General features: G+C 44.2%; 19 protein-coding genes. 7 read left to right on the top strand and 12 right to left on the bottom strand.

Annotated elements, in window-relative coordinates; translation table 11 throughout:
* Nucleotides 1-10 precede the first annotated feature (10 nt).
* The 8 genes from K0625_RS10565 to K0625_RS10530 all read right to left on the bottom strand — a co-directional run bounded on the left by K0625_RS10565 (nt 11) and on the right by K0625_RS10530 (nt 9,277).
* Nucleotides 11-1,384: a COG3014 family protein gene (locus K0625_RS10565; RefSeq protein WP_012326440.1), complete on the bottom strand. Its 1,374-nt coding sequence runs from the start codon at nt 1,382-1,384 to the stop codon at nt 11-13.
* Nucleotides 1,385-1,983: 599 nt separating this feature from the next.
* Nucleotides 1,984-2,835 carry an isocitrate lyase/PEP mutase family protein gene (locus K0625_RS10560; protein WP_220109653.1) on the bottom strand — a complete coding sequence of 284 codons (852 nt, stop codon included), beginning with the start codon at nt 2,833-2,835 and terminating at the stop codon, nt 1,984-1,986.
* 158 nt (nt 2,836-2,993) lie between these two features.
* Entirely contained in the window at nt 2,994-4,019 is a 1,026-nt protein-coding gene (locus tag K0625_RS10555) for a hypothetical protein (protein ID WP_220109652.1), read from the bottom strand.
* A gap of 305 nt (nt 4,020-4,324) precedes the next feature.
* A complete protein-coding gene (gene lgt, locus K0625_RS10550) occupies nt 4,325-5,116 on the bottom strand; it encodes a prolipoprotein diacylglyceryl transferase (RefSeq protein ID WP_220109651.1) in 792 nt (263 codons plus the stop codon).
* Nucleotides 5,117-5,325: 209 nt separating this feature from the next.
* Complete coding sequence (locus K0625_RS10545; protein ID WP_220109650.1) at nt 5,326-5,814, bottom strand: GNAT family N-acetyltransferase; 489 nt, start codon at nt 5,812-5,814, stop codon at nt 5,326-5,328.
* Between the two features lie 14 nt (nt 5,815-5,828).
* On the bottom strand, nt 5,829-6,350 hold the full coding sequence (locus tag K0625_RS10540; RefSeq protein WP_220109649.1) for a GNAT family N-acetyltransferase: 522 nt from the start codon (nt 6,348-6,350) through the stop codon (nt 5,829-5,831).
* 139 nt (nt 6,351-6,489) lie between these two features.
* The gene (gabT, locus tag K0625_RS10535; protein ID WP_220109648.1) at nt 6,490-7,773 is read right to left on the bottom strand and encodes a 4-aminobutyrate--2-oxoglutarate transaminase; all 1,284 of its coding nucleotides are present in this window, start codon (nt 7,771-7,773) and stop codon (nt 6,490-6,492) included.
* Nucleotides 7,774-7,819: 46 nt separating this feature from the next.
* Complete coding sequence (locus K0625_RS10530) at nt 7,820-9,277, bottom strand: NAD-dependent succinate-semialdehyde dehydrogenase (RefSeq protein WP_220109647.1); 1,458 nt, start codon at nt 9,275-9,277, stop codon at nt 7,820-7,822.
* 145 nt (nt 9,278-9,422) lie between these two features.
* Between K0625_RS10530 and K0625_RS10525 the strand changes: the two genes are divergently transcribed.
* A complete protein-coding gene (locus K0625_RS10525; RefSeq protein ID WP_220109646.1) occupies nt 9,423-10,343 on the top strand; it encodes a LysR family transcriptional regulator in 921 nt (306 codons plus the stop codon).
* Nucleotides 10,344-10,366: 23 nt separating this feature from the next.
* On the opposite strand, the gene K0625_RS10520 is transcribed toward K0625_RS10525, so the two are convergent.
* Nucleotides 10,367-11,002, bottom strand: coding sequence for a LysE family translocator (locus tag K0625_RS10520; protein WP_220109645.1), 636 nt, complete (start codon nt 11,000-11,002; stop codon nt 10,367-10,369).
* A gap of 149 nt (nt 11,003-11,151) precedes the next feature.
* Between K0625_RS10520 and K0625_RS10515 the strand changes: the two genes are divergently transcribed.
* The 3 genes from K0625_RS10515 (at nt 11,152) to K0625_RS10505 (ending at nt 15,405) form a co-directional block, all read left to right on the top strand.
* Complete coding sequence (locus tag K0625_RS10515) at nt 11,152-14,193, top strand: DUF2339 domain-containing protein (protein ID WP_220109644.1); 3,042 nt, start codon at nt 11,152-11,154, stop codon at nt 14,191-14,193.
* 487 nt (nt 14,194-14,680) lie between these two features.
* Nucleotides 14,681-14,983, top strand: a complete 303-nt coding sequence (locus tag K0625_RS10510; RefSeq protein ID WP_232847028.1) for a putative quinol monooxygenase — start codon at nt 14,681-14,683, stop codon at nt 14,981-14,983.
* 146 nt (nt 14,984-15,129) lie between these two features.
* Nucleotides 15,130-15,405 (top strand): ribbon-helix-helix domain-containing protein, encoded by a 276-nt coding sequence (locus tag K0625_RS10505; RefSeq protein ID WP_220109643.1) that lies wholly within the window; start codon nt 15,130-15,132, stop codon nt 15,403-15,405.
* Between the two features lie 50 nt (nt 15,406-15,455).
* Here K0625_RS10505 and K0625_RS24675 read toward each other — a convergent pair whose 3' ends face one another.
* From K0625_RS24675 to K0625_RS10500, 3 genes are read right to left on the bottom strand one after another with little or no spacing between them, the layout of a single operon-like run.
* A complete protein-coding gene (locus tag K0625_RS24675; RefSeq protein WP_269902800.1) occupies nt 15,456-15,578 on the bottom strand; it encodes a hypothetical protein in 123 nt (40 codons plus the stop codon).
* Between the two features lie 29 nt (nt 15,579-15,607).
* A complete protein-coding gene (locus tag K0625_RS24670) occupies nt 15,608-15,730 on the bottom strand; it encodes a hypothetical protein (protein ID WP_269902799.1) in 123 nt (40 codons plus the stop codon).
* Nucleotides 15,731-15,759: 29 nt separating this feature from the next.
* Nucleotides 15,760-16,296: a DUF3087 domain-containing protein gene (locus K0625_RS10500; protein ID WP_220109642.1), complete on the bottom strand. Its 537-nt coding sequence runs from the start codon at nt 16,294-16,296 to the stop codon at nt 15,760-15,762.
* Nucleotides 16,297-16,570: 274 nt separating this feature from the next.
* Between K0625_RS10500 and K0625_RS10495 the strand changes: the two genes are divergently transcribed.
* The 3 genes from K0625_RS10495 to K0625_RS10485 all read left to right on the top strand — a co-directional run bounded on the left by K0625_RS10495 (nt 16,571) and on the right by K0625_RS10485 (nt 19,731).
* Nucleotides 16,571-17,935 carry a Na+/H+ antiporter NhaC family protein gene (locus tag K0625_RS10495; protein WP_438944497.1) on the top strand — a complete coding sequence of 455 codons (1,365 nt, stop codon included), beginning with the start codon at nt 16,571-16,573 and terminating at the stop codon, nt 17,933-17,935.
* Between the two features lie 284 nt (nt 17,936-18,219).
* The gene (locus tag K0625_RS10490; RefSeq protein WP_220109641.1) at nt 18,220-18,906 is read left to right on the top strand and encodes a DUF998 domain-containing protein; all 687 of its coding nucleotides are present in this window, start codon (nt 18,220-18,222) and stop codon (nt 18,904-18,906) included.
* 108 nt (nt 18,907-19,014) lie between these two features.
* Entirely contained in the window at nt 19,015-19,731 is a 717-nt protein-coding gene (locus K0625_RS10485) for a pseudouridine synthase (RefSeq protein ID WP_220109767.1), read from the top strand.
* The last annotated feature ends 268 nt before the right edge of the window (nt 19,732-19,999 follow it).

Below are 19,999 nucleotides of genomic sequence, written 5' to 3'. Positions count from 1 at the left end.
GGTGTAATCCTTAAATATTGATCACGCGAACAGTAGGAGCGACTAGTGGAGAGATAGCTTTAACGTAAACAATATGACGCTTTGCATTAGTATCTAGCTCAACCAAAATCTCATGTGTTCCCGCCTTCAACTTCACACTGTTACCGCTTTTTTTAAGTCTGGTAGTTTGGAACTCTTTAGGCAGAGAGCTAAAACTACGGGTGTCGGCATTGGTCGTAGCCACTTGAGCAACGGCTAACAGGTTGCCAAGGATCTCGTTGGAATCCATAGCCTGCTTCTGAGCGACCGTTTTCAACACAGTACGGGTAATTTCACGAGTCAGGATCATCGGATACTGCTTTTCAAATTCAGCCCCAATAATTTTATCCATATCTGCGATAGTTTCAGTCTTCACACCATCAATCTGAATGTGCTTGTGTGCTAACTCACGCTCTTTCAGTCTTGGCAAAGCGATACCTGTATAAGAGACATCGTCACTTAACAGGAACACAGGCAGGTCTATGCGAAACTCCTCTTTGACAACTGACTGGCCGTTTTCGAAAATCACCCAAACCATGCCATCAGCCGCATTTTTCTTACCTTGGCGAAGTGAGGTAGCAAGTTTAATATCTTCAGCGACCGACTTAGACTGACTCAAACCATAAACACGTTTAAATGCGTCTTCAGCTTTCTGGAAATCAGACTTAGACTTACCGTTAACCAATAGGTTTAAACCGTAACTATAAGTAGTATAAGGATTTACATAACCTTTATAGGGCTGCCACTGTTCCAAGGTCACACCATTTTTGGCCAGAAGCTTTTTGGTCTCTTCACTCTGTACTGACTTAGCAACATACTCAGAGGTCTCTTCACCTTCCTCTGCATCTTTTTGCTCTTTAATCTGCTTAGCGAAGTACTCAGCAGCACGTCTTTGGCGCTCTTCGGCTCGGTTCCACTCAACTCTGGCATCACCATGCTCATTATTAAATGCAAAGCTCCAAGCCTTAATGCTATTGGCCATCACGCCATCATACTGGGTTTGCTCATAAGCCATCATGGCATCGTTACCTAACATGGATAGGCCAACTTCTGAGGCATCATTAACTAAGCTTTCCTGATCTTCTTTCTTCATCATGCTTTCTGATGCATCTAGTAAGCTAATAGATTTTTCAAACTGACCCGCATAACTCAAGGTTGCACCAGCTTCGATAGCCCACAGCAGATCATCTACTGTCTTCTCTTCCGGGTTATAACCCGACTTTTCTAAAGCAAATTGAGAGGCACCAGCAAAGTCACCAGCTGACATATAGGTATTAAATTTTTCAGTATCTTGACCATGCATTAAACCAGCACAGCCTGATAGCATAGTTACAGCAATAACAATAGAAAGAGAACGTAATTTCACTTATTAACCCCTTAAACGATAATTTTAACTTCTACTAAATTAAAAAGTATAAAAGTTAAACTTAAGAACACCTGACAAAAATAGGATGTATATTCCGACAAAACACCAAAAGTTAGATAAAAATAGTATTAACCAGCTATAAAGCTGACTTTTATCGACTAATGATTAATTAACCTCAAGATTTAAACAAAGCTCCGCCACTATTCTGAATTAGCAATCAAAACATTTAAAACACCAGAAAACAGACAGTTAAATAAAAACCATCAATAACCAATGAAGGAGCTAGCAGAAAGTAGAACCGTCAGAACACACAATAACAAGGGGATTATACAGGAGTACATAAAGGTTGTTTGTCACATAAACATCAATATTACAAATTGATACAAGATGTAATATTATAGTAGACACATATTTATAAGTCGTGACTACTATATATTTATACTTGTTTACACAAAAGACATTTAATTAATACAAAACAACAAACAAAGCAATTACAATCAAGACTACACAAGTGAATACTTAATTGTAAAAATGTAATTTTACTTATAAGTAGAACTTAAATGACAAGGAACAGAAACAGGTAACTATTTCTGCTCATCCTATAAGACTAGAAGCTCATTCACTCTATTGTAATCCAATGGGCTAAGCTCTATGTCAGCCTTTGAATTAAGTCCTGAATTAAACTCTGACTCTGCCATGCTAGATGTTTGGGAGTTCAATAGCGCAGAATAGGCATTAAGAAAACTTGCTGGGCCAACGCTGAAGCGAGTTATCCCAGATTTAAAAAGTGTATCAACAGTGGAAAGGCTGGCATCAACCATCAAATTCAGTGGCATCTGGATTTCGTTGGCAAGTTCGCTAGCCACTTGCTCACAACTAAGCCCAGGAATAAAGCCGCAATTAGCCCCCGCATTTTGATAACTAAGTAAGCGCCTCTTAGTCATCTCAACGGCTGCTCTATCTGATGCAAGCGCTCTTAAATACACATCGGTTCGTGCATTAATAAACAGTGCACGACAGCTCTCAGTGGCGCGAATAGCTTCAATTTTAGCAACTAAAAGCTCAGGCTCTTGTGCTCCATCCTCTAAATTGATACCAACCACACCTAAGTTAACAAGCTTAGCCACCAGAGAGGCGACCTCAGAGGGGTTGTCACTGTAGCCCGCTTCAATATCTACGCTGAGCGGAAGCTCACTAACACGCATAATTCGAGCGACAGCATCGAGTAACTCCTGCAGAGGGAGCGCTTCGCCATCGGGATAACCCAAAGACCAAGCCAATGATGCACTACTTGTTACTAATGCTTTAGCCCCCGATGCTTGCACAACTGCAGCACTGGCCGCGTCCCAAATATTAATAAAGACTAACGGCGCTGAAACTTGGGTAGCGATATTAGACTCGGCTATTTTTGTATGTAGTTCTGTGAAGGCTTGTAAACGGGATTCAAACATAATTGCTCCATAGTGAATTCAATACTCATGCTCTATGCATGCGATTGGTATTCCCCACTGTAGCAATCGAGTTCCATTTAACCTCGCGCTAAACGGAACTCAATGTTAAAAACCTATTTAGGCCCTAACTTGCTTAAATACGATGCCAACAAAATAGATTAAATCTCTTTTAGGCACTCGCTTATACCCTCTTTTATATCCCCCTCTAAATTACCGAGGAAGTCACCTATTTTGCTCTTCTCTAGCTCTTTAATAAGATCAAAATCGGGTTTGAACGGAGTACCATCAAAATACCTAGCTTGGGTTCCAGGCCCATCAGGAGAGCCATGATCTGCGTCGATAGATTCACGCCACCTTTGAGCGTGAGTGCGCCACTCTTCTGTGTCTACAAGTTCAGGCTCAGTAAACCAGACATTCCAAGTCAGCACATTGCCCACTTGCAACATATTGCCTGAACCTAAGTTAAACACATCCATAATCAGCTTATTAAACGCATCAACCACTGGGTACCCTGTCTTTAGAGGCGAGCCAATTTCAACACCTAAATGTCCCACGCTCCACGCTTGTGGATGTTTAGCAAACTCAGGAATATCGAATCCGGTACTTTCACCGCTTAACAGAGGAAATATAGGTTGCTCAGCTTGGCCAACCTTATGGGTATATACAACAATCGCCTTAGACTTTTCAGAAGGGAAAGGTTGTTTGCTCTGTTCAAAATGAGACCATAACAGCTTAACAATGGGCTTTTGTACTGCACTTGGGCTGAACCAAATTTTACCGACCACACTCATATCTGCTGCGATCTCACGATCTGTTTCATCAACCCAGCCTCGTTGGCCAGTCACTGTCACCTCAACATTTAGAGTGCCCAATGATGGCGAACTAATCCCCTGCTGTGGACAGATAATGGAATAAACTCTACCAGTATCTGTATATCCAAGTCTGGAGATATCGGGCGCAAACATCTGATAACAGCGTTTAGGGTTTGAATTGCCTTTCTCTGTCTCCCAACTGAACTCTGGCCACTTCACCGCTTGCTGACGCTGGAGCAGATCAATATTAGCCATGTTGTCCAACATAGGTAATGAAGTCAGGTTTGGATTCGGATAAGCAAAATCAGGGTTTGACTGCTCAAAGCCTCCCTGCCAACCAGGTACAACACCTGTGTATTTTTTAATGTCCATAAATCAATCTCCTCCTTTTCAGTTAACTCAGCGTTAGCTTTAACAACCAAGAGACACTTTGGCCTTAGTCGATAAAATGAAGCTAACAGATTAATTAACAGGAAAATATTACACTCAATTACAATGGTCAGGAGAACGATAAAAAGAGAAGAGACAGGAGAGGTAGAGAGGTAACTCTTACAGATGTTTTTTCGCTGCCGAGCGATACCCGATTAATGGGTATCGTCGACAACAGACAACTCAAAATATAACGTTTGAAACTAGGGCTCTTTAAGCTAAGGAGCTTTGCACTAAGTAACTTTAAATTAAGCTTTTGCTTTCTGCCCCAGCAGATAGGGACGAGCCAGCAGGAATATACCAACGAGAAGGAATGGAATGCTGAGCATCTGGCCTGCGTTCAACACAAATCCATCGGCGTAAGCTGCTTGAGTCACCTTAATAAACTCAATTGCGAACCTTGCACTGAATACTAGGCAGAGGAACAGACCAAATATCGCGCCCTCTTTCTGCTTCATCTGGGTGTACTTATAGACAAGACACAAGGTGATAAAGATGGTCAGGTAAGCAAAGGCTTCATAGAGCTGGGCTGGATGACGCGGCAGCATATCTATGCGCTCAAATACGATTGCCCAAGGCACACTGCTCGGCACACCTAAGATCTCCGAATTCATAAAGTTAGCCATACGCACGAAGAATCCAAATATCGCCGTGGCGATCGCCAATCTATCCAGTAGAAATAGGAACGGCATCTTGGTTTTCTTGTGGTAGTAGAACAGGGCTAAAATCGCACCGAGACCACCACCATGGCTGGCAAGTCCCCCCTCCCAGATGGCAAAAATCTTGAGGGGATGGCTAAAGTAGTAAGCGGGATCGTAAAACAGACAGTGGGCGAGGCGAGCACCGACGATAATTCCCACCACACAGTAGATAAGTAAGTTATCCAATGACGCGACATCATGACCCTCTTTGATGTAGATGCGTTTCATCACCTGAAAACCACATGCAATTGCAGTGGCAAAAAGGGCACCATACCAGTGTACTGTCAGCCCCATAAACGAGAATAATACAGGGTCGATATTCCAAATAAAGTGGTCCAAAATAAGCCTTCCAAAATCTGATGGGACAAAAATTATCGAATTAATTTTTCAATTAACTCGGAGTTTTACCCTGATGTGGATGAATAGGCAAGGGATTACCCGATTCTTATGTAAGAATTCATCTAACAGCTGTCACATCTAGCACCTAACACAGCTCTCTGCGAACCTAGTCCAGTGCCTCCCGCTTAGATTGTCACTCTATCTTCTCCCTATACGCCAACCTTGTCACTTCGACGCTCCATCAAAACGACATCACGCCATACCCCATTCATCTGACCTAGCCTTTCTCTAACACCTAAAGTCTTAAAACCACACTTTTGGTGTAGATTGATACTCGCTTGGTTTTCAGGAAAAATAGCCGACTGAAGCGTCCAACAGCCCGCCTCTTCCGACTGTTTAATAAGCTCAGTCAGTAAGGCGTAACCAGCACCGTTTCCTTTCGCTTTATCACTAATGTAAATACTCACCTCCACCACACCTATGTATGCCTCACGGGTAGAGGTCGGTAATAAACCTGCCCAACCGACAAGCTGGCTATCGATTTCAATCACCAACCGACATGGTGTCAACATGGCACTGTCCCACTCCGGCCAGGTTTTCGGGTGCTTCTCAAATGTGGCATTTCCACCATCTATCCCCTCTTGGTAGATATCGGTGACCGCTTTGAAATCAGCAAACTCAAACTCTCTTATCTTCATATACCCAAACCTCATCAAACTAACTGCTTATAGAAGACACAAGTGGCTTCAAGCTCACCCTCAGTGCTGAGTGCAAAGTCGGGGATCTCCCCTACTCTCAGAAAACCCAGCTTGAGATACAGGTTAGCAGCCAATGAGTCTGTGAGCGTGTCCAAAATCAATAGTGTGCGCCCCCTGCTTTTCGCCAATGCCTCAACTTGGTGCATGAGCTTGCCAGCGATGCCCAATCCCCGTGCATCAGGGTGGACCATTAACTTCTCAACTTCCGCCCTATGTTGCCCATTTTTCTTATTACAAAGTGATAGCTGAACCGTCCCCATCACCTGCTGATTTTCAGTCGCAAGCAGGAGGATTCGGCCACCTTGATTGAGCTCATTTTCGACGCTATCCCAGTAATGGCTAGACTCTAGCTCAGAGAAGGGGGTGACAAAACCGATAGATGCCCCCAAGTCTACGCAGCGCTTTAGCAGTAAAGCCAAGCTATTTTTCAACAAGGGTTCTGAGGAGGGTAAACCTGTTAGTTCAATTATCTGCATTGCTGTTCCGGTAATGAAAACTAATTCCGAAGCCAACTATGCAGATAATGTTCCTAGTTTTATCAATCTTAAGGAAGAGAGTGTGCAAGCGATGAACTCACCATTAGCTGCTCGTAGCTCATCGCTTATAACTCGTCGCTCAGCAGTTTGCAGCCTCATCAAACAGGCGCACGAACTGATCTAAACCTTCATTGATAAGCTCATCACTGATGGTGAGAGCAGGAAGAAAGCGGATCACATTGCCATAGAAACCACAGGCCAGCAGTATCAGTCCATATTTAGCCGCCTTTGCAATAATGGCTTGAGTTAACGCGATATTGGCTTGCTCACAGTCACCATTGTTGACTAACTCCATGGCGATCATGGCACCTTGATTACGTACCTCACCGATCAGTTGCGGATACTCAGCTTGCAAAGCCGTTAAGCGCTCATTGAAGATCGCGCCAATCTGAACTGCGCGTTCAACTAAGCCCTCCTCTTTGATCACATCAAGTACAGTCAGGGCCGCAACACAAGCCACAGGTGAGCCACCATAAGTCCCACCTAATCCGCCGGGTAGCGGTGCATCCATGATCTCGCTCTTACCAACAACCGCTGCAATAGGAAATCCACCCGCTATCCCCTTAGCCATAGTGATAAGATCAGGTTCAACACCCGCATGTTCAAAGCTAAACATCTTACCGGTTCGGCCAAAGCCAGTTTGGATCTCATCGGCAATCAAGACGATGCCATGGTCATCACATAGTCTGCGAAGCTGACGTAAAAACTCAGCCGGCGCGGCATAAAAACCACCTTCACCTTGTACTGGCTCAACGATAATGGCCGCCACATCACAGGGGGCAATATCCACCTTAAAGAGGTTGTTTAATGCATCAAGGGAGTGTTTAACCGAAATATTGTGATAATCAATTGGAAAAGGAGCATGAAAAACATCGCCAGCAAAGGGACCAAACTGATGTTTATAGGGCGTGATCTTCCCCGTTAACGCCATGGTCAAGTTAGTGCGGCCATGGAAGCCACCATTAAAGGCGATAACCCCGCGGCGCCCAGTATGAGCCCGAGCAATTTTGACGCAGTTCTCCACCGCTTCGGCGCCAGTCGTGACAAATATCGCCTTTTTATCACTCTCACCTGGTGCTATTTCCGTTAGCTTTTCCGCAAGCTCGACAGCCGATTCATAGGGGTTAACCATGACACAGGTATGGCTGAAGTTATCTAGCTGCGCTTTAACCGCAGCAACAATTTTAGGATGGCTGTGCCCTGTATTACACACGGCAATACCTGTCCCAAAGTCGATGTAACGGTTCCCCTCAACATCCCAGAGCTCGGCATTCTTAGCCCGCTCAACATAAACCGGATACGCATTACCTTGGCCTCGAGCTATGGCCTTAACTTTTCTCTCTTGTAAGCTGCTGTTTGTCATGATTCTGGTCCTATAAAATAACGGTGCTAGGTGTTAGCAGACTGAATTAACGGTCGATGCCGCCCATGCACAAATACTTAATCTCTAGGTAATCATCTAAGCCATATTTAGAGCCTTCACGGCCATTACCTGACTGTTTAACACCGCCAAAAGGCGCGGCAGCATTGGAGATGATTCCTTCATTCACTCCCACCATGCCATATTCGAGCCCTTCGCCCACACGCCACACTCGGCCAATATCTCGCGAATAAAAATAAGCCGCTAAGCCATATTCAGTGTCATTGGCTATCTCAATCGCCTCAGCTTCGGTATCGAAGGTAATAATCGGCGTCACAGGACCAAAAATCTCATTGCTTGCCAGCGCCATATCATTGGTCACATTAGCCACGACAGTTGGCTCATAAAAGCTGCCAGCATCACTGCTTTGTTTGCCACCTTTAATGACGACGCCCCCCTGCTCAACCGTTTTATCAACCAATGCCTGCACTCCCGCTACCGCCTCAGATGAGATCATCGGGCCCACATTTACGCCAACTTCCAAGCCGTCTCCCATCTTAAGAGCTTCGACCGCTGTAACAAACTTGTCGGTAAAGGCTTTAGCTACCCCTTTTTGCACTAAAATTCGGTTTGTACAAACACAGGTTTGACCCGCATTACGGTACTTAGAGATCAAGGCTCCCTGAACGGCGGCATCTAGATCGGCATCGTCGAATACGACAAACGGCGCATTGCCACCCAGCTCCATGGAGACTTTCTTCACCGTTGTCGCCGTTTGCGTCATCAAAATCTTGCCCACAGCTGTTGAACCCGTGAAGGTAAACTTAGCCACATCAGGATGTTGAGTTAACACCTTACCCATACCAACAGAGTCTTCACCCACAACCACATTAAATACGCCGGCAGGCACACCCGCACGCTCAGCAAGCTCAGCCATTGCCAATGCCGATAGCGGCGTTAAAGGAGAGGGACGAGCCACAAAAGTACAGCCAGCTGCCAGCGCAGCCGCAGCTTTACGGGCGATCATCGCATTGGGGAAGTTCCAAGGCGTAATAGAGGCGACCACACCTACAGGTTGCTTGATAACAACAATGCGCTTATCACCTGACGGTGCAGGAATCGTATCGCCATATACTCGCTTGCCCTCTTCGGCAAACCATTCGATAAATGCAGCGCCATAGGCTATCTCACCTTTCGCTTCGGCAAGCGGTTTGCCCTGCTCTAACGTTAAGATACGACCAAGATCATCTTGCGCGGCCATCATCAGATTAAACCAGGTTCTCAAAATAGCAGCCCGCTCATTAGCTGACTTTTTCGACCAAGTAAGCAGTGCTCGTTTAGCCGCGAGTACCGCTAACTCAGTTTCATCTACGCCAGCATTGTGCACCTGAGCAATCACCTTGCCATTGGCAGGGTTTGTCACATCAAACTTCTGCTCACCATCACTCCAGCTCCCATCGATATAGGAACTGAGCTTCACTAATCCTGTGTCGTTAACTGCTTGCATCTTCACTCCTAATCGCTGTGTTCCTAAAACCTTAAATGACTGAGTCACGGCTAGACAAAAAATCTATTGATAACACTATTGAATAGCAAAACTATCTCAGGTTAAATACAAAACATTAAACCTTAAGTTTTATTGAGGTAAAACTTTGAAAAAACACTCCATCATCCCTAAAGCGATCACTGAGTACGATCTACGCCTGCTACGTATCTTTCGTACTGTGGTTGAGAACGGTGGCTTCGCTGCATCAGAAACAGAGCTTGGCGTCACTCGCTCCACTATCAGCGTGCATATGTCCAACCTTGAGAGCCGGATGAAGCTCAAACTTTGTAGCCGGGGGCGTGGAGGCTTTGCATTAACCGAAGATGGTCAGGCGGTTTATCACGCCTGTATTGAGCTGTTTGACTCACTTAACGACTTTTCCATGTTGGTGAGTAATTTAGGCGAGGAGCTAAGTGGCGAGCTAACGCTACTTTGCGCCGATCAACTCGATAATACCATGCAAAAAAAGCTGGCCGAAGTGATCCGCTACCTGCATCAAAAAGAGCCTCAACTGCATCTGATATTAGATGGAGACTCCATTCATAATATTGAACGTGCACTGCTGCAGGACAAGGCACACCTTGGGCTCCTCCCCAGTTATCACCAAATTGAGGGGCTCAATTACCACACCATCTATAGCGAGCCCATTTACCTATGTTGCAGTGAGCACCACCCCTACTTTGAGTTGAAGGATAGTGAGATCACCCCAGAGATGTTAGCTCAATCCCCCTCTATTCATCCCGGTATCGACATAGATAGCGACGGTCGTGAACAGCTTAAAAAACTAAACCTATCTGCCAAGGCATACCAGTTTGATACCAGAAAAACCTTAATTCTATCGGGCTGCTACATAGGTTATCTGCCTGAGAGTTACATCCAAAACGAGCTAACAACTAAACAGATGCGGATAATCCACAGTGATAGTGCACGCTACCAATTTAACCTCTCCATGGTATTTAAGAAAAACCCAAGGGAGACCCATAAAGTGGAGCTGTTAAAAACCGCTTTCCATAAGGTCTTCGATTAGGCCCTATAAACTGAAGATTACCATTAGTTTTGTTCACTCAACGCCAGCTTGATACCAAAACAGATAAACAGGGCGCCTGCACATTGATTCATTAACTGATTGACTCTGCGACTCTGTTTCACTCTGCGTCCTACCGATGCCGATGACCAAGCAAGTAGGTGGCACCAGATCATGCCATTAATGTTGAAGATCAATCCTAAGATAAGAAAAGACAACACCTTATTGGGCGCATCATAAGCGATAAACTGAGGTACAAATGCGAGAAAAAACAGGGCTACTTTAGGGTTGAGGACATTGGTCAGAAAACCCTGAGAGAATATTTTCCTCTGTGATGTGGGCCTAGGTTGTATCATCGACCCTTCAGCAGAATCTTTACGACTCAATATCATTGAAAGCCCCATATAGACCAAATAACAGCAACCCAAAATCTTAATCACAGTAAACGCAGTTGCCGATGTCGCTAATATGGCTGACAAGCCAAATGCCGCAGCAAAAATATGCACTAACGTCCCGCTAGCAATACCAAATGAAGCTGTTGAACCAGCTCTAAATCCTTGAGCACCACTTCGGCCTATAACATAGAGCGAATCAGGCCCTGGCATAATATTCAACGCAATCCCTGAGATCACAAACAACCAAAGGTCTGTAATTCCAAACATGACAACTCTCCCTGTAAATATAAAGAACCATTATCTGTACTTTGACCCATATTAGCCATCAAAAACGCAAGAAAATACCCTCTAGTAGTTTAGAAACTTGCCTAGTAGACTAGGTTTAGGGATTCAAGTTATTGATTTGGAATTAGGTAATGCAGTTAAAGGATGAGCTACTACAGCTAAGGGCAGAGTTAGATAAGCTACGATGCGAGCAAACAGAGCAGCAACAAGGCCTAACCAGCCAGTTAGATCGATTGAGCAGTAAACTCGATAACCTTCACCTTAAGATCAATACTCAAGTCCACGAGGCCAGTGATAACGACTTAGCTGTTAACATGGAGGAACAGTTGAGTCAGACAACAAGGGCTATTCAAACAGTAACGCCAACAAAACAAGCTGGCGCTTACGAACAGGTGACTATTGACCCTTGGACTGAGACAGAGTTAACACCGCCCTCTCAACATCAAACCCGCAAAGCTAAATCAGGTGCAAGCACTGAACTAGCCGCTCAGCTAAGTCAGTCGGCAGCCCAACTTAGTGACAGTTTAATCAGCCTACTTGGCCCATTATCCGGAATTTTTAACCAGATAAAATCTTTCTATCAACACTATCAGGGGAGAGGGCAAGGACCAGTATTCCTGATGACAGTTGCAGGGATCATCACCTTAACCTTAGGTTTTGGCTACCTATTGCAATACTCAATCAACAACTGGTTTTCTGAACTTGGTAAAGCACTATTTGGCTTTACTTCGGCAAATGCTTTTATCGCTATTGGTGCATTTATCCATAAAAAACGCCACGGTATGCAGGACTTCGCCTCGAGTCTGGTTGGCTTAGGGCTCATTCTCAACTTCTTAAGCGCCTACTTTATTGGGCCTTACTTTGGCCTTATTCCCACAAGTATCAGCTTTATCCTATTATTTTTAATCACATTAGCTGGCTTTGGGATCTCGATGAGACTGGAAACTAAAGTGGTGTCTGTTATCAGTTTGGTCGGGGGGTCAATCGCTCCCATGATGCTGATAACAGCGAGTCAATCTCCCCTGCTTTATCTCCCTTATCTGCTTATTATTGGTAGCTGCTCACTTATACAAAGTCGCAAGTTAAACTGGCCTCCCTTAATGGAGATCACCAGCTTATTACATATCGCCTGTATCGAAGTATTTATGCTCTATCTAGGACAAGCCTTCCCCTATTTGGACTGGGAGATCGCGCTAGGGATACTCTCTATCTCAGGCATTTTCTATCTTTATGGCTTTACAGGGATCTACTGGCTCCTTAAGTCTCGCTCAGATGATAACCCTGACATCTCGCCATTAACTTCACGCATCCTAGCATTACCATTTGCGCTAATCGCATTGGTGTTAGTCGCGAGTAGTCAACTGACCCTGTTTAATGGAGAGGTTTTTCTAATAAACAGTGGAATATGTATAGGTTTGTTTTTTATATTTCGTAACAGCTTACAGCTAAAAAACATATCATTAGTATTCGCTGGCAGTTTTGCAGGTTTTGCAGCACTAAACCTTGTTAGTCATGAATACTTGGGGCTGGTTCTTCTATTGGAGGGCCTACTGCTACTCTGGCTCGGCGCAAAAGAGAGATTAACTTCAGTGCGTGCTGAAGCCTATGTGTTACTTGCCTTAGGTCTACTTCTTAATATTTCAGGCATACTCAACTCGATAGTTCTAAGCCCATTTGGCTTTTCTAATTTCGACATCTATGGCTTTACACTTATCTTGCTACTGCTGACAACGGCCACAATCTACTCAATCGGTCAACTTTTACAAAAGTACCAAGGTAACGAGAAGAAAACTTACTTACTCCCCTATGAAAGACTAGTTTTATTACTAGCGAAAGAGCTTGTCAGTGTTAGTTATACAGCTTCTCTGCTCTTTATTTCAGCATTAATCAGCTATGATTTTTCACTCAATTTTATCCCCTTGATCAGCTTGCTTCTCCTTTACTTAGCTGCAAGAGATAAGCTTAAATTCACGGAGTTATTCGCTTGGCTACTTCTACTGCCTCTACTTCTTCAAATTGGCTTCGCCATCCTTGAGTCGGGCAGCTTCAGCTTTCGCCATCAAGCGCTCTATGCACAGATTGCCAGAGTTGAGCTGTTTGCAAGCTTAATCTTGGCTTACTACTGGTACAAGCGTCACTTTAGTGATTCCAAGTTGGTTCAATTTGCTGGAGTGGTTCAGCTTGTTTGTTATATCTGTTTACCCTTACTCTTTATACCTAAAGTTATCAGGGAATATGGAGAGTACATCAGTTTAGCACTCTGGTTAAGCTGCTTTATCAGTCTTATCCTTGCACGTGTTATAAGGCACAGAGTCTTAATATTTGAAGTTAAAATCCTTACACTTATCGCCATTTCAAGCACTGCATTAAGCTGCCTCGAACATCAATGGCAAGGGCTAATTGCGTTAACTATTGGCGCTATAATGATGAGCTTACTGCTTGTTCGCTACCAGCAGTTAGACAGACTTTCACAGCGTATACTCATTTTTCAATGGCAGTTAAGTCCCTTCTATTTTGGGTTGGTGACAGCTGTATTAGTTCAGAGCCTTGTCGGTATCTGGTTAAGCCATTGGGGAGTCGTGGCAGCGGTATTATCTGGGTACTTTGCTTGGCTTATCAGCTTAAAACCGATACCAGCCGTATTGAAGCCCGGCGTGAGTGTAGCGTATGGTTTAACCTTGGTTTTCGCCATTGCTCCTCTCCTTATCCATAAAGAAGCCTACATCGCTTCAGGTGTTGAAAACTTGCTATTTTGCCTCTCTGAAGCAGCAACTCTGGGGATATTAGCTTGGCTTGTTTTAAACAATGGTGCAGTCATAAGAGCTCATAAAGCACAGCTTCCTTTAGTCATTTTACACTGGGGGTGGCACCTGCTATTAGCGATAAATTACATGATGTGGAGCTACCAGCTTCCCCATGAGTTTGCAGCCCCTATCAGTGCTATTTTACTCGTGATACATGGCTGTGCATTGATGTTTATTAGTCTTAACCCCAAACAGGAGAAGATAATAAAACTAGCTGGGCTTCTATTTGCTTTGGCATGTTTTAAAGTCATCTTTATCGACATGGCCAACTTTGAAATAATGCAGAAAGTGGTCGCCTTTATGGTTATCGGAGCCATATTGCTTTCTGTTTCCTATTTCTACCAGAGGGCCAGAAACCAACAAAATTAAACTTAAGGGAGCTAAGGTAAACCTTGGCTTCCATTTTATCCGATAGCTTATCGGCTTGATTAATCCTTTGATGCCGACACAGACTCCTCAACAAATTTATAGCGTATAGTTCTTCATATTTAACTCATTTCAGTTTCCCTAATTTAGCTTGAAACTTTTGCCAGTTAAAACCTGTCATTAAAATAAGAAGTAAAGCTAATTCAACTTTGACCGATAAGATAAATAAGCTCAAAAAAAGCCATTAGTAAAAAAGTAGAAAGAGGATAATTTTTTCGAAGAGGAGTGAATATCACGAGACGATAAAGGGCGATAATCTATATGTACAATACAAGCTGATTAATGATCAAAGCTGAGCATAAGTTCGCCCAAGGAACTGTAAAGCAAGGAGTATTTTATGCTAATAAATTCAAATGTAGTACCCCCTTGCTACCATGTTAATCATTAAGTGCCTTACATTATCCCTTTTTGACATAGAAAGTAAGTTGTAATGATGGGCGAACATATGATCTATTTATTGGCTCGCTTTAAAGCCCAGAGCGGTAAAGAAGAGGCGCTTTTAGAACTTTTAAAAAGCGTTGTTCTACCGACAAGAAGCGAGCTAGGTTGTGTTAGATATGAACTCCACGAAGAGAGCAAAGAAAAGGGACATTTCGTTTTTATAAAGGCATTTGTCGATATTTCAGCATACGAAAAACATAAGAACACCAGACACTATAAAATTATGATGAAGGAGGTTCCTGGGCTCATCACCCAAAAACCCGAAATAATCATGCTGTCTAAGCACCTATAACTCTTTGCATAAAAGTAAAGACTTGTTCTGATGAAGTACTAATAGGCTAGTTACATTACGCTAATTCCAAAAAGATTAGATACAACTAAAAGATAACATCTTGGAATTATAACCGTTAAACCTATTCAGGTATAAAAATCAAAGTTATGAGAAATCTGTTTTTCGACAACCCGACGAGTCACTATTTGCCCATTCAGAAATCTATTCGAATTCAGGGTCACGTGACCAGCATCTCTCTGGAAAAGCTCTTCTGGGATCTTTTAGATCAGATAGCTGAAAGCCAAGGAATGAAGCGGAATCAGTTCATTGCCAGCCTCTATATTGAAGCGCTTGACCACCATGGCGACGTGAAGAATTTCACTTCACTGCTTCGCTCTGCCTGTGTTCAACATATCCTCTCCGATAAGGCCGAGGATAAATGACGACTGAGCTAACCTGTTACCTACTTTATCCTCAATGCTTAACAGTATCTTTAATTAAATCCCTCAAGCGTTTCCGGCTTAAACGCATCTGGCGATATCGTCAGTTTATGCGCTGTGATCATCTCCTCTAACTCAGAGATATCCTTCTCCACTTTGCTCATGGTTAAGGTCATTGATTGATATCCAAGAAATAGACCTACTTTTAGTTAAAGGCCTCGAGCATCTTCTCATCAAACTGATCTAAGGACACCGTCTGCTTAGACTCACAGATACGCCGCTCAAGTTCAGCAATATCCTTCTCCACTTTGCTCATGGTTAAGGTCATTGATTGATATCCAAGAAATAGACCTACTTTTAGTTAAAGGCCTCGAGCATCTTCTCATCAAACTGATCTAAGGACACCGTCTGCTTAGACTCACAGATACGCCGCTCAAGTTCAGCAATATCCTTCTCAACCTTGCTTATGGTTAAGGTATTGTTGTCCAAAAAATAGACCTGTTTTAAACCTGCATAGTAGAAACTCAAGATAATTAGGGCATTTAACTCTTGGTTGTTAGCCGCCGCTTTAATCGATTTCAGTCGACGATAGATGCGATTATGCAGAGCTTTGAGACGCCATACATAATAGACCTCATGCATAAAAGCACTATCTTTTACCCGGATCATCACACTCAAACAGGTCACAACAGCAAAGATCACCCCCAAAAGATTAAGGTGAAAGTTCCCCGTTGACTCTCCTGCGGCGATATTCTCACTGGCGTGAGTACCAAATGCGGCGATCAAGAGCGCACCAAACACCAGAGATAAAATCGTTAACCCGGCCACTAAAGCGATACTCACTAGGTTGAGGTTCTTCCTGTATCTGCTCTTATCGATATCAATTAGCTTCACTGTATAACATCTCTTTAAATCTGCTCATTAATAGTGAGCCGTATCATAACCTAACAACTTGCCTCAATCTCGAAGGGATTAACAAATTGAGAGAAAAAATAAATAGAAGTAAAAACATCTAGACGTCTAAATTGACAGGGCATAACAAATCTCATATCCTCTCAGATATTGAGATGTACCATACTGCTTGTTTTAGAGAAAAGCGCAGCGTGTTCCAGCTAGGAGGCAATGGAAACCTATGGTTCGATAAAGCAACTGAGAAAGAGAAAACACATTGACGACTTCAAAACAAACTCCAGCAAGCCATGACGTGAGCCCAGCAGATACGGCTCCCACAGCCTCCTTTTTGGCTTTAGTACCACTATTTCTATTTTTAGCCCTGTTTATCGGTGCTGGCCTCTACTTTCAGAATCAAGGGGTAGACTTTGCCTTCTACCAACTGCCAAGTGTGGTCGCTATCTTACCTGCGATCATCTTTGCGCTTATCATCTCTAAGCAGAAGTTAAATCAAAGCATAGAGACCTTTATCGCCGGAATAGGCCATGCGAACATCATCGCCATGTGTCTTATCTACCTATTGGCAGGCGCTTTTGCAGCTGTCGCTAAGGCGACGGGTGGTGTTGATGCCACAGTGGCACTGGGCCTCTCATTAGTCCCATCTAGCCTGCTACTTCCAGGCTTCTTTGTCATCGCTGCGTTTATTGCCACCGCCATGGGAACCTCAATGGGCACCATAGCCGCGGTCGCTCCAATAGCGCTGGGTATCGCTAATGAAGCCCAGATAGAGCTCGCTCTGATGGCTGGCGCTGTTATATCCGGTGCGCTATTTGGTGATAACCTCTCTATCATCTCAGACACCACAATTGCTGCAACGCGTACTCAAGGGTGTGAGATGAAAGATAAGTTCAAAGAGAACCTTATCTTCGCAATTCCCGCCTCTATCATCACACTCGTTCTCTTTACCTTAGCGGGACAGGGTCAAGCTGACGTTGCCGCTCAAGAGATCGATTTCATCAAAGTGCTCCCTTACCTAACCATTTTGCTGCTCGCGGTTTCAGGTTTAAACGTATTTGTCGTACTGACTATCGGGATCTTACTGGCGGGTATCACAGGGCTTTTGACCATGGATTACGACGTGATCCAGTTTGGCCAAGATATCTATGCAGGCTTTGGTAATATGCAGGAGATCTTCATCCTCTCTATGTTAGTGGGAGGACTGGCAGCGCTGATGCAACAGCAAGGCGGACTGGCCTTCGTCAGCAAGCAGATAGAGAAGCTTATCGCTAAGTTCTCTAAGGCTAAAGGCGGCGCATCGACTCGCGCATCAGAACTCGGCATGGCGGGCATAGTGGCACTAACAAACACCTGCGTGGCTAACAACACTGTCTCTATTGTCGTTACCGGTGATATCGCAAAAGAGCTGGCTCAGAAGCATGAAGTGACACCTAAACGTGCTGCCAGTATCTTAGATATTTTCTCCTGTATCATACAGGGGCTTATCCCCTACGGCGCTCAGGCTCTACTTATCGCTTCAGTTTTTAGTATCTCACCGATAGAAGCGGTCACCCACGCCTGGTACTGTATGATCTTAGCCGTTGTCGCTGTTTCTATTGTGATTTTCCGTAAACGAGTCGCTTAACCGTTATCGAAATAGCTCACACAAAACAGTAAGTCATAAGTATTATAAAGGAGGGCAAATAATGGCCCTCCTTTTTTATTTCTGACGATTTTTTCATCAGCGACTACTATTACTCTGTATTCGATACCACTATCGTCCTATTGTAGTACTAAAGTATTTAGGGCATCTTGTGTATTACAGTGATAGGGATATCTCATTGGAGGCAATAGCCTCAACCTATATCAGTAGGTACAGATAAAGCAGCAGTTACTGCACGCTTTTTAATCCCTAACAAAGTGAACTCGATGGCCCAAGAACTCGATACTCATTCGCCCCGTTATGATCTTCACCGACTCGTCGTCTTGATGATTTTGGCTGGTGCTTTCACCTCCGCCATCGGGATCTCAATCTCGGTATGGGCCGAATATCAACATATCGGCACTAAAGTATTTTTCAGACGAGCCGATTTTTTAGGCGACTATATCCACTCCCCTCTCGCCTATATTTACAACCTCTCATTGGTCATCGCAGGTTCCTGTATCTTACTCTCAATGTATGGCTTATTTCGGCTCAAACTTGGCTACTACAGCCACTATATCGCCATCGCAGGCTTCTGGGTTGGGATGTCGATAATCCTTATCGGCGTGTTTCCGATTAACTACCTCGATGAACACCGCATCGTCTCTACCAGCTTTCTTATGGGCACCTTTGTCCTGTACCTGCTCACCATCAGCCTGCGTTTCAATCACAAGGGGCTATGCTCAACGTCTCTGTTTGTCATCAGCGTATCTGGGTTTATTAGTACAACTGGACTTATCTATCAATTAGATTGGCAGACCTTAGACTTTACCCCCTGCCTACACGACCAAGGCGAGTTTTGCTGGGTCTCACTAAACATGTGGTTTCAGACCAGTATCACCATGATCTGGTGCGTTGTCTTAGCATTTACGGTCCGAAAGCTCTCTAATGAGAACTACACTCCTGACATGTAGCCTTGCTACACTTATAGCTGTAAGCACGTAAGGCTCATTGAAAAAAGTGGTAAACTAGTGGCAAGCTTTCCAACCACATCGGCATAGATGGAACACAACCCCACTCAAATGCGTCTAGCAAAATACTTAGCTCAAACCGGACTGTGCTCCCGCAGAGCCGCAACTCGCTATATACGCGACGGCTTAATCACCATAGAGGGGCGCATAGCAAATCATATCGACACGGTGACGCTCATTGAAACGCCCCAAGGGATGCAGAGTAGTGAACGGTTAACCTTCGATGGCGCACCTATCTCAGCTGTAGAAGAGAAAGAGTATTGGGTATTTCACAAGGCGGTAGGCACCGACTCACGCCTGTTAATCGACGATCCTAGCAGTCTATTGCATCTGCTGCCTTCAACACCAAGGCTCTACCCCGTAGGTCGCTTAGACAAAGATTCTCGCGGTCTTCTGCTGCTGACCAATGATGGCGAACTAACTCAAACACTGATGCACCCAGATTTTGGCCACAGCAAAATTTACCATGTCAGGGTCGACAGAGATTTTGACGATAACTTCCTGCAAGCAATGGCCCAAGGAGTCAGCTACCGAGATGTCACCACCCTACCCTGCACGCTGACACGGTTAGCTAAAGACCAATTTGAGATAACCCTGACACAAGGGCTAAACCGGCAGATCCGCCGTATGTCACAGGCGTTAGGGTTTAAGGTGATTGACCTTAAGCGGGTTAAGATCCAAAGTTTAGCCCTTGGCGATCTCGAAGAGGGAGAGATGAGACAACTGACATCTTCAGAACTCATCAATCTTAAATCAGCCTTGGAATGAAGGCTGAATACATTTATTAGTGTTAACTTCTGGCTAAATGTATATTGGCTGAGTTGTTGAAGGTTGTACCTTCATGGTTATCTATCGTTTCCCAGCGGGGAATGTGTAGTTACTTCTGCGAGACGCGATGAAGCCATCCATGGCCGCTTTACGGTTTCATCCTTGAAACCGAAACTCGCAGCTGCATCTACACCTGTTCATTTGTCTCTTCGATTTAGCTTTACTTGGTTGGGTTTCGTAACTTATTTTTGCCCCAAAACTTGCTAGC

Source organism: Shewanella nanhaiensis (assembly GCF_019457885.1).
GTDB classification, from domain to species: domain Bacteria; phylum Pseudomonadota; class Gammaproteobacteria; order Enterobacterales; family Shewanellaceae; genus Shewanella; species Shewanella nanhaiensis.
The sequence above is the reverse complement of the archived record's forward strand: the minus strand, read 5'-3'. Positions and strand labels throughout refer to the sequence as shown.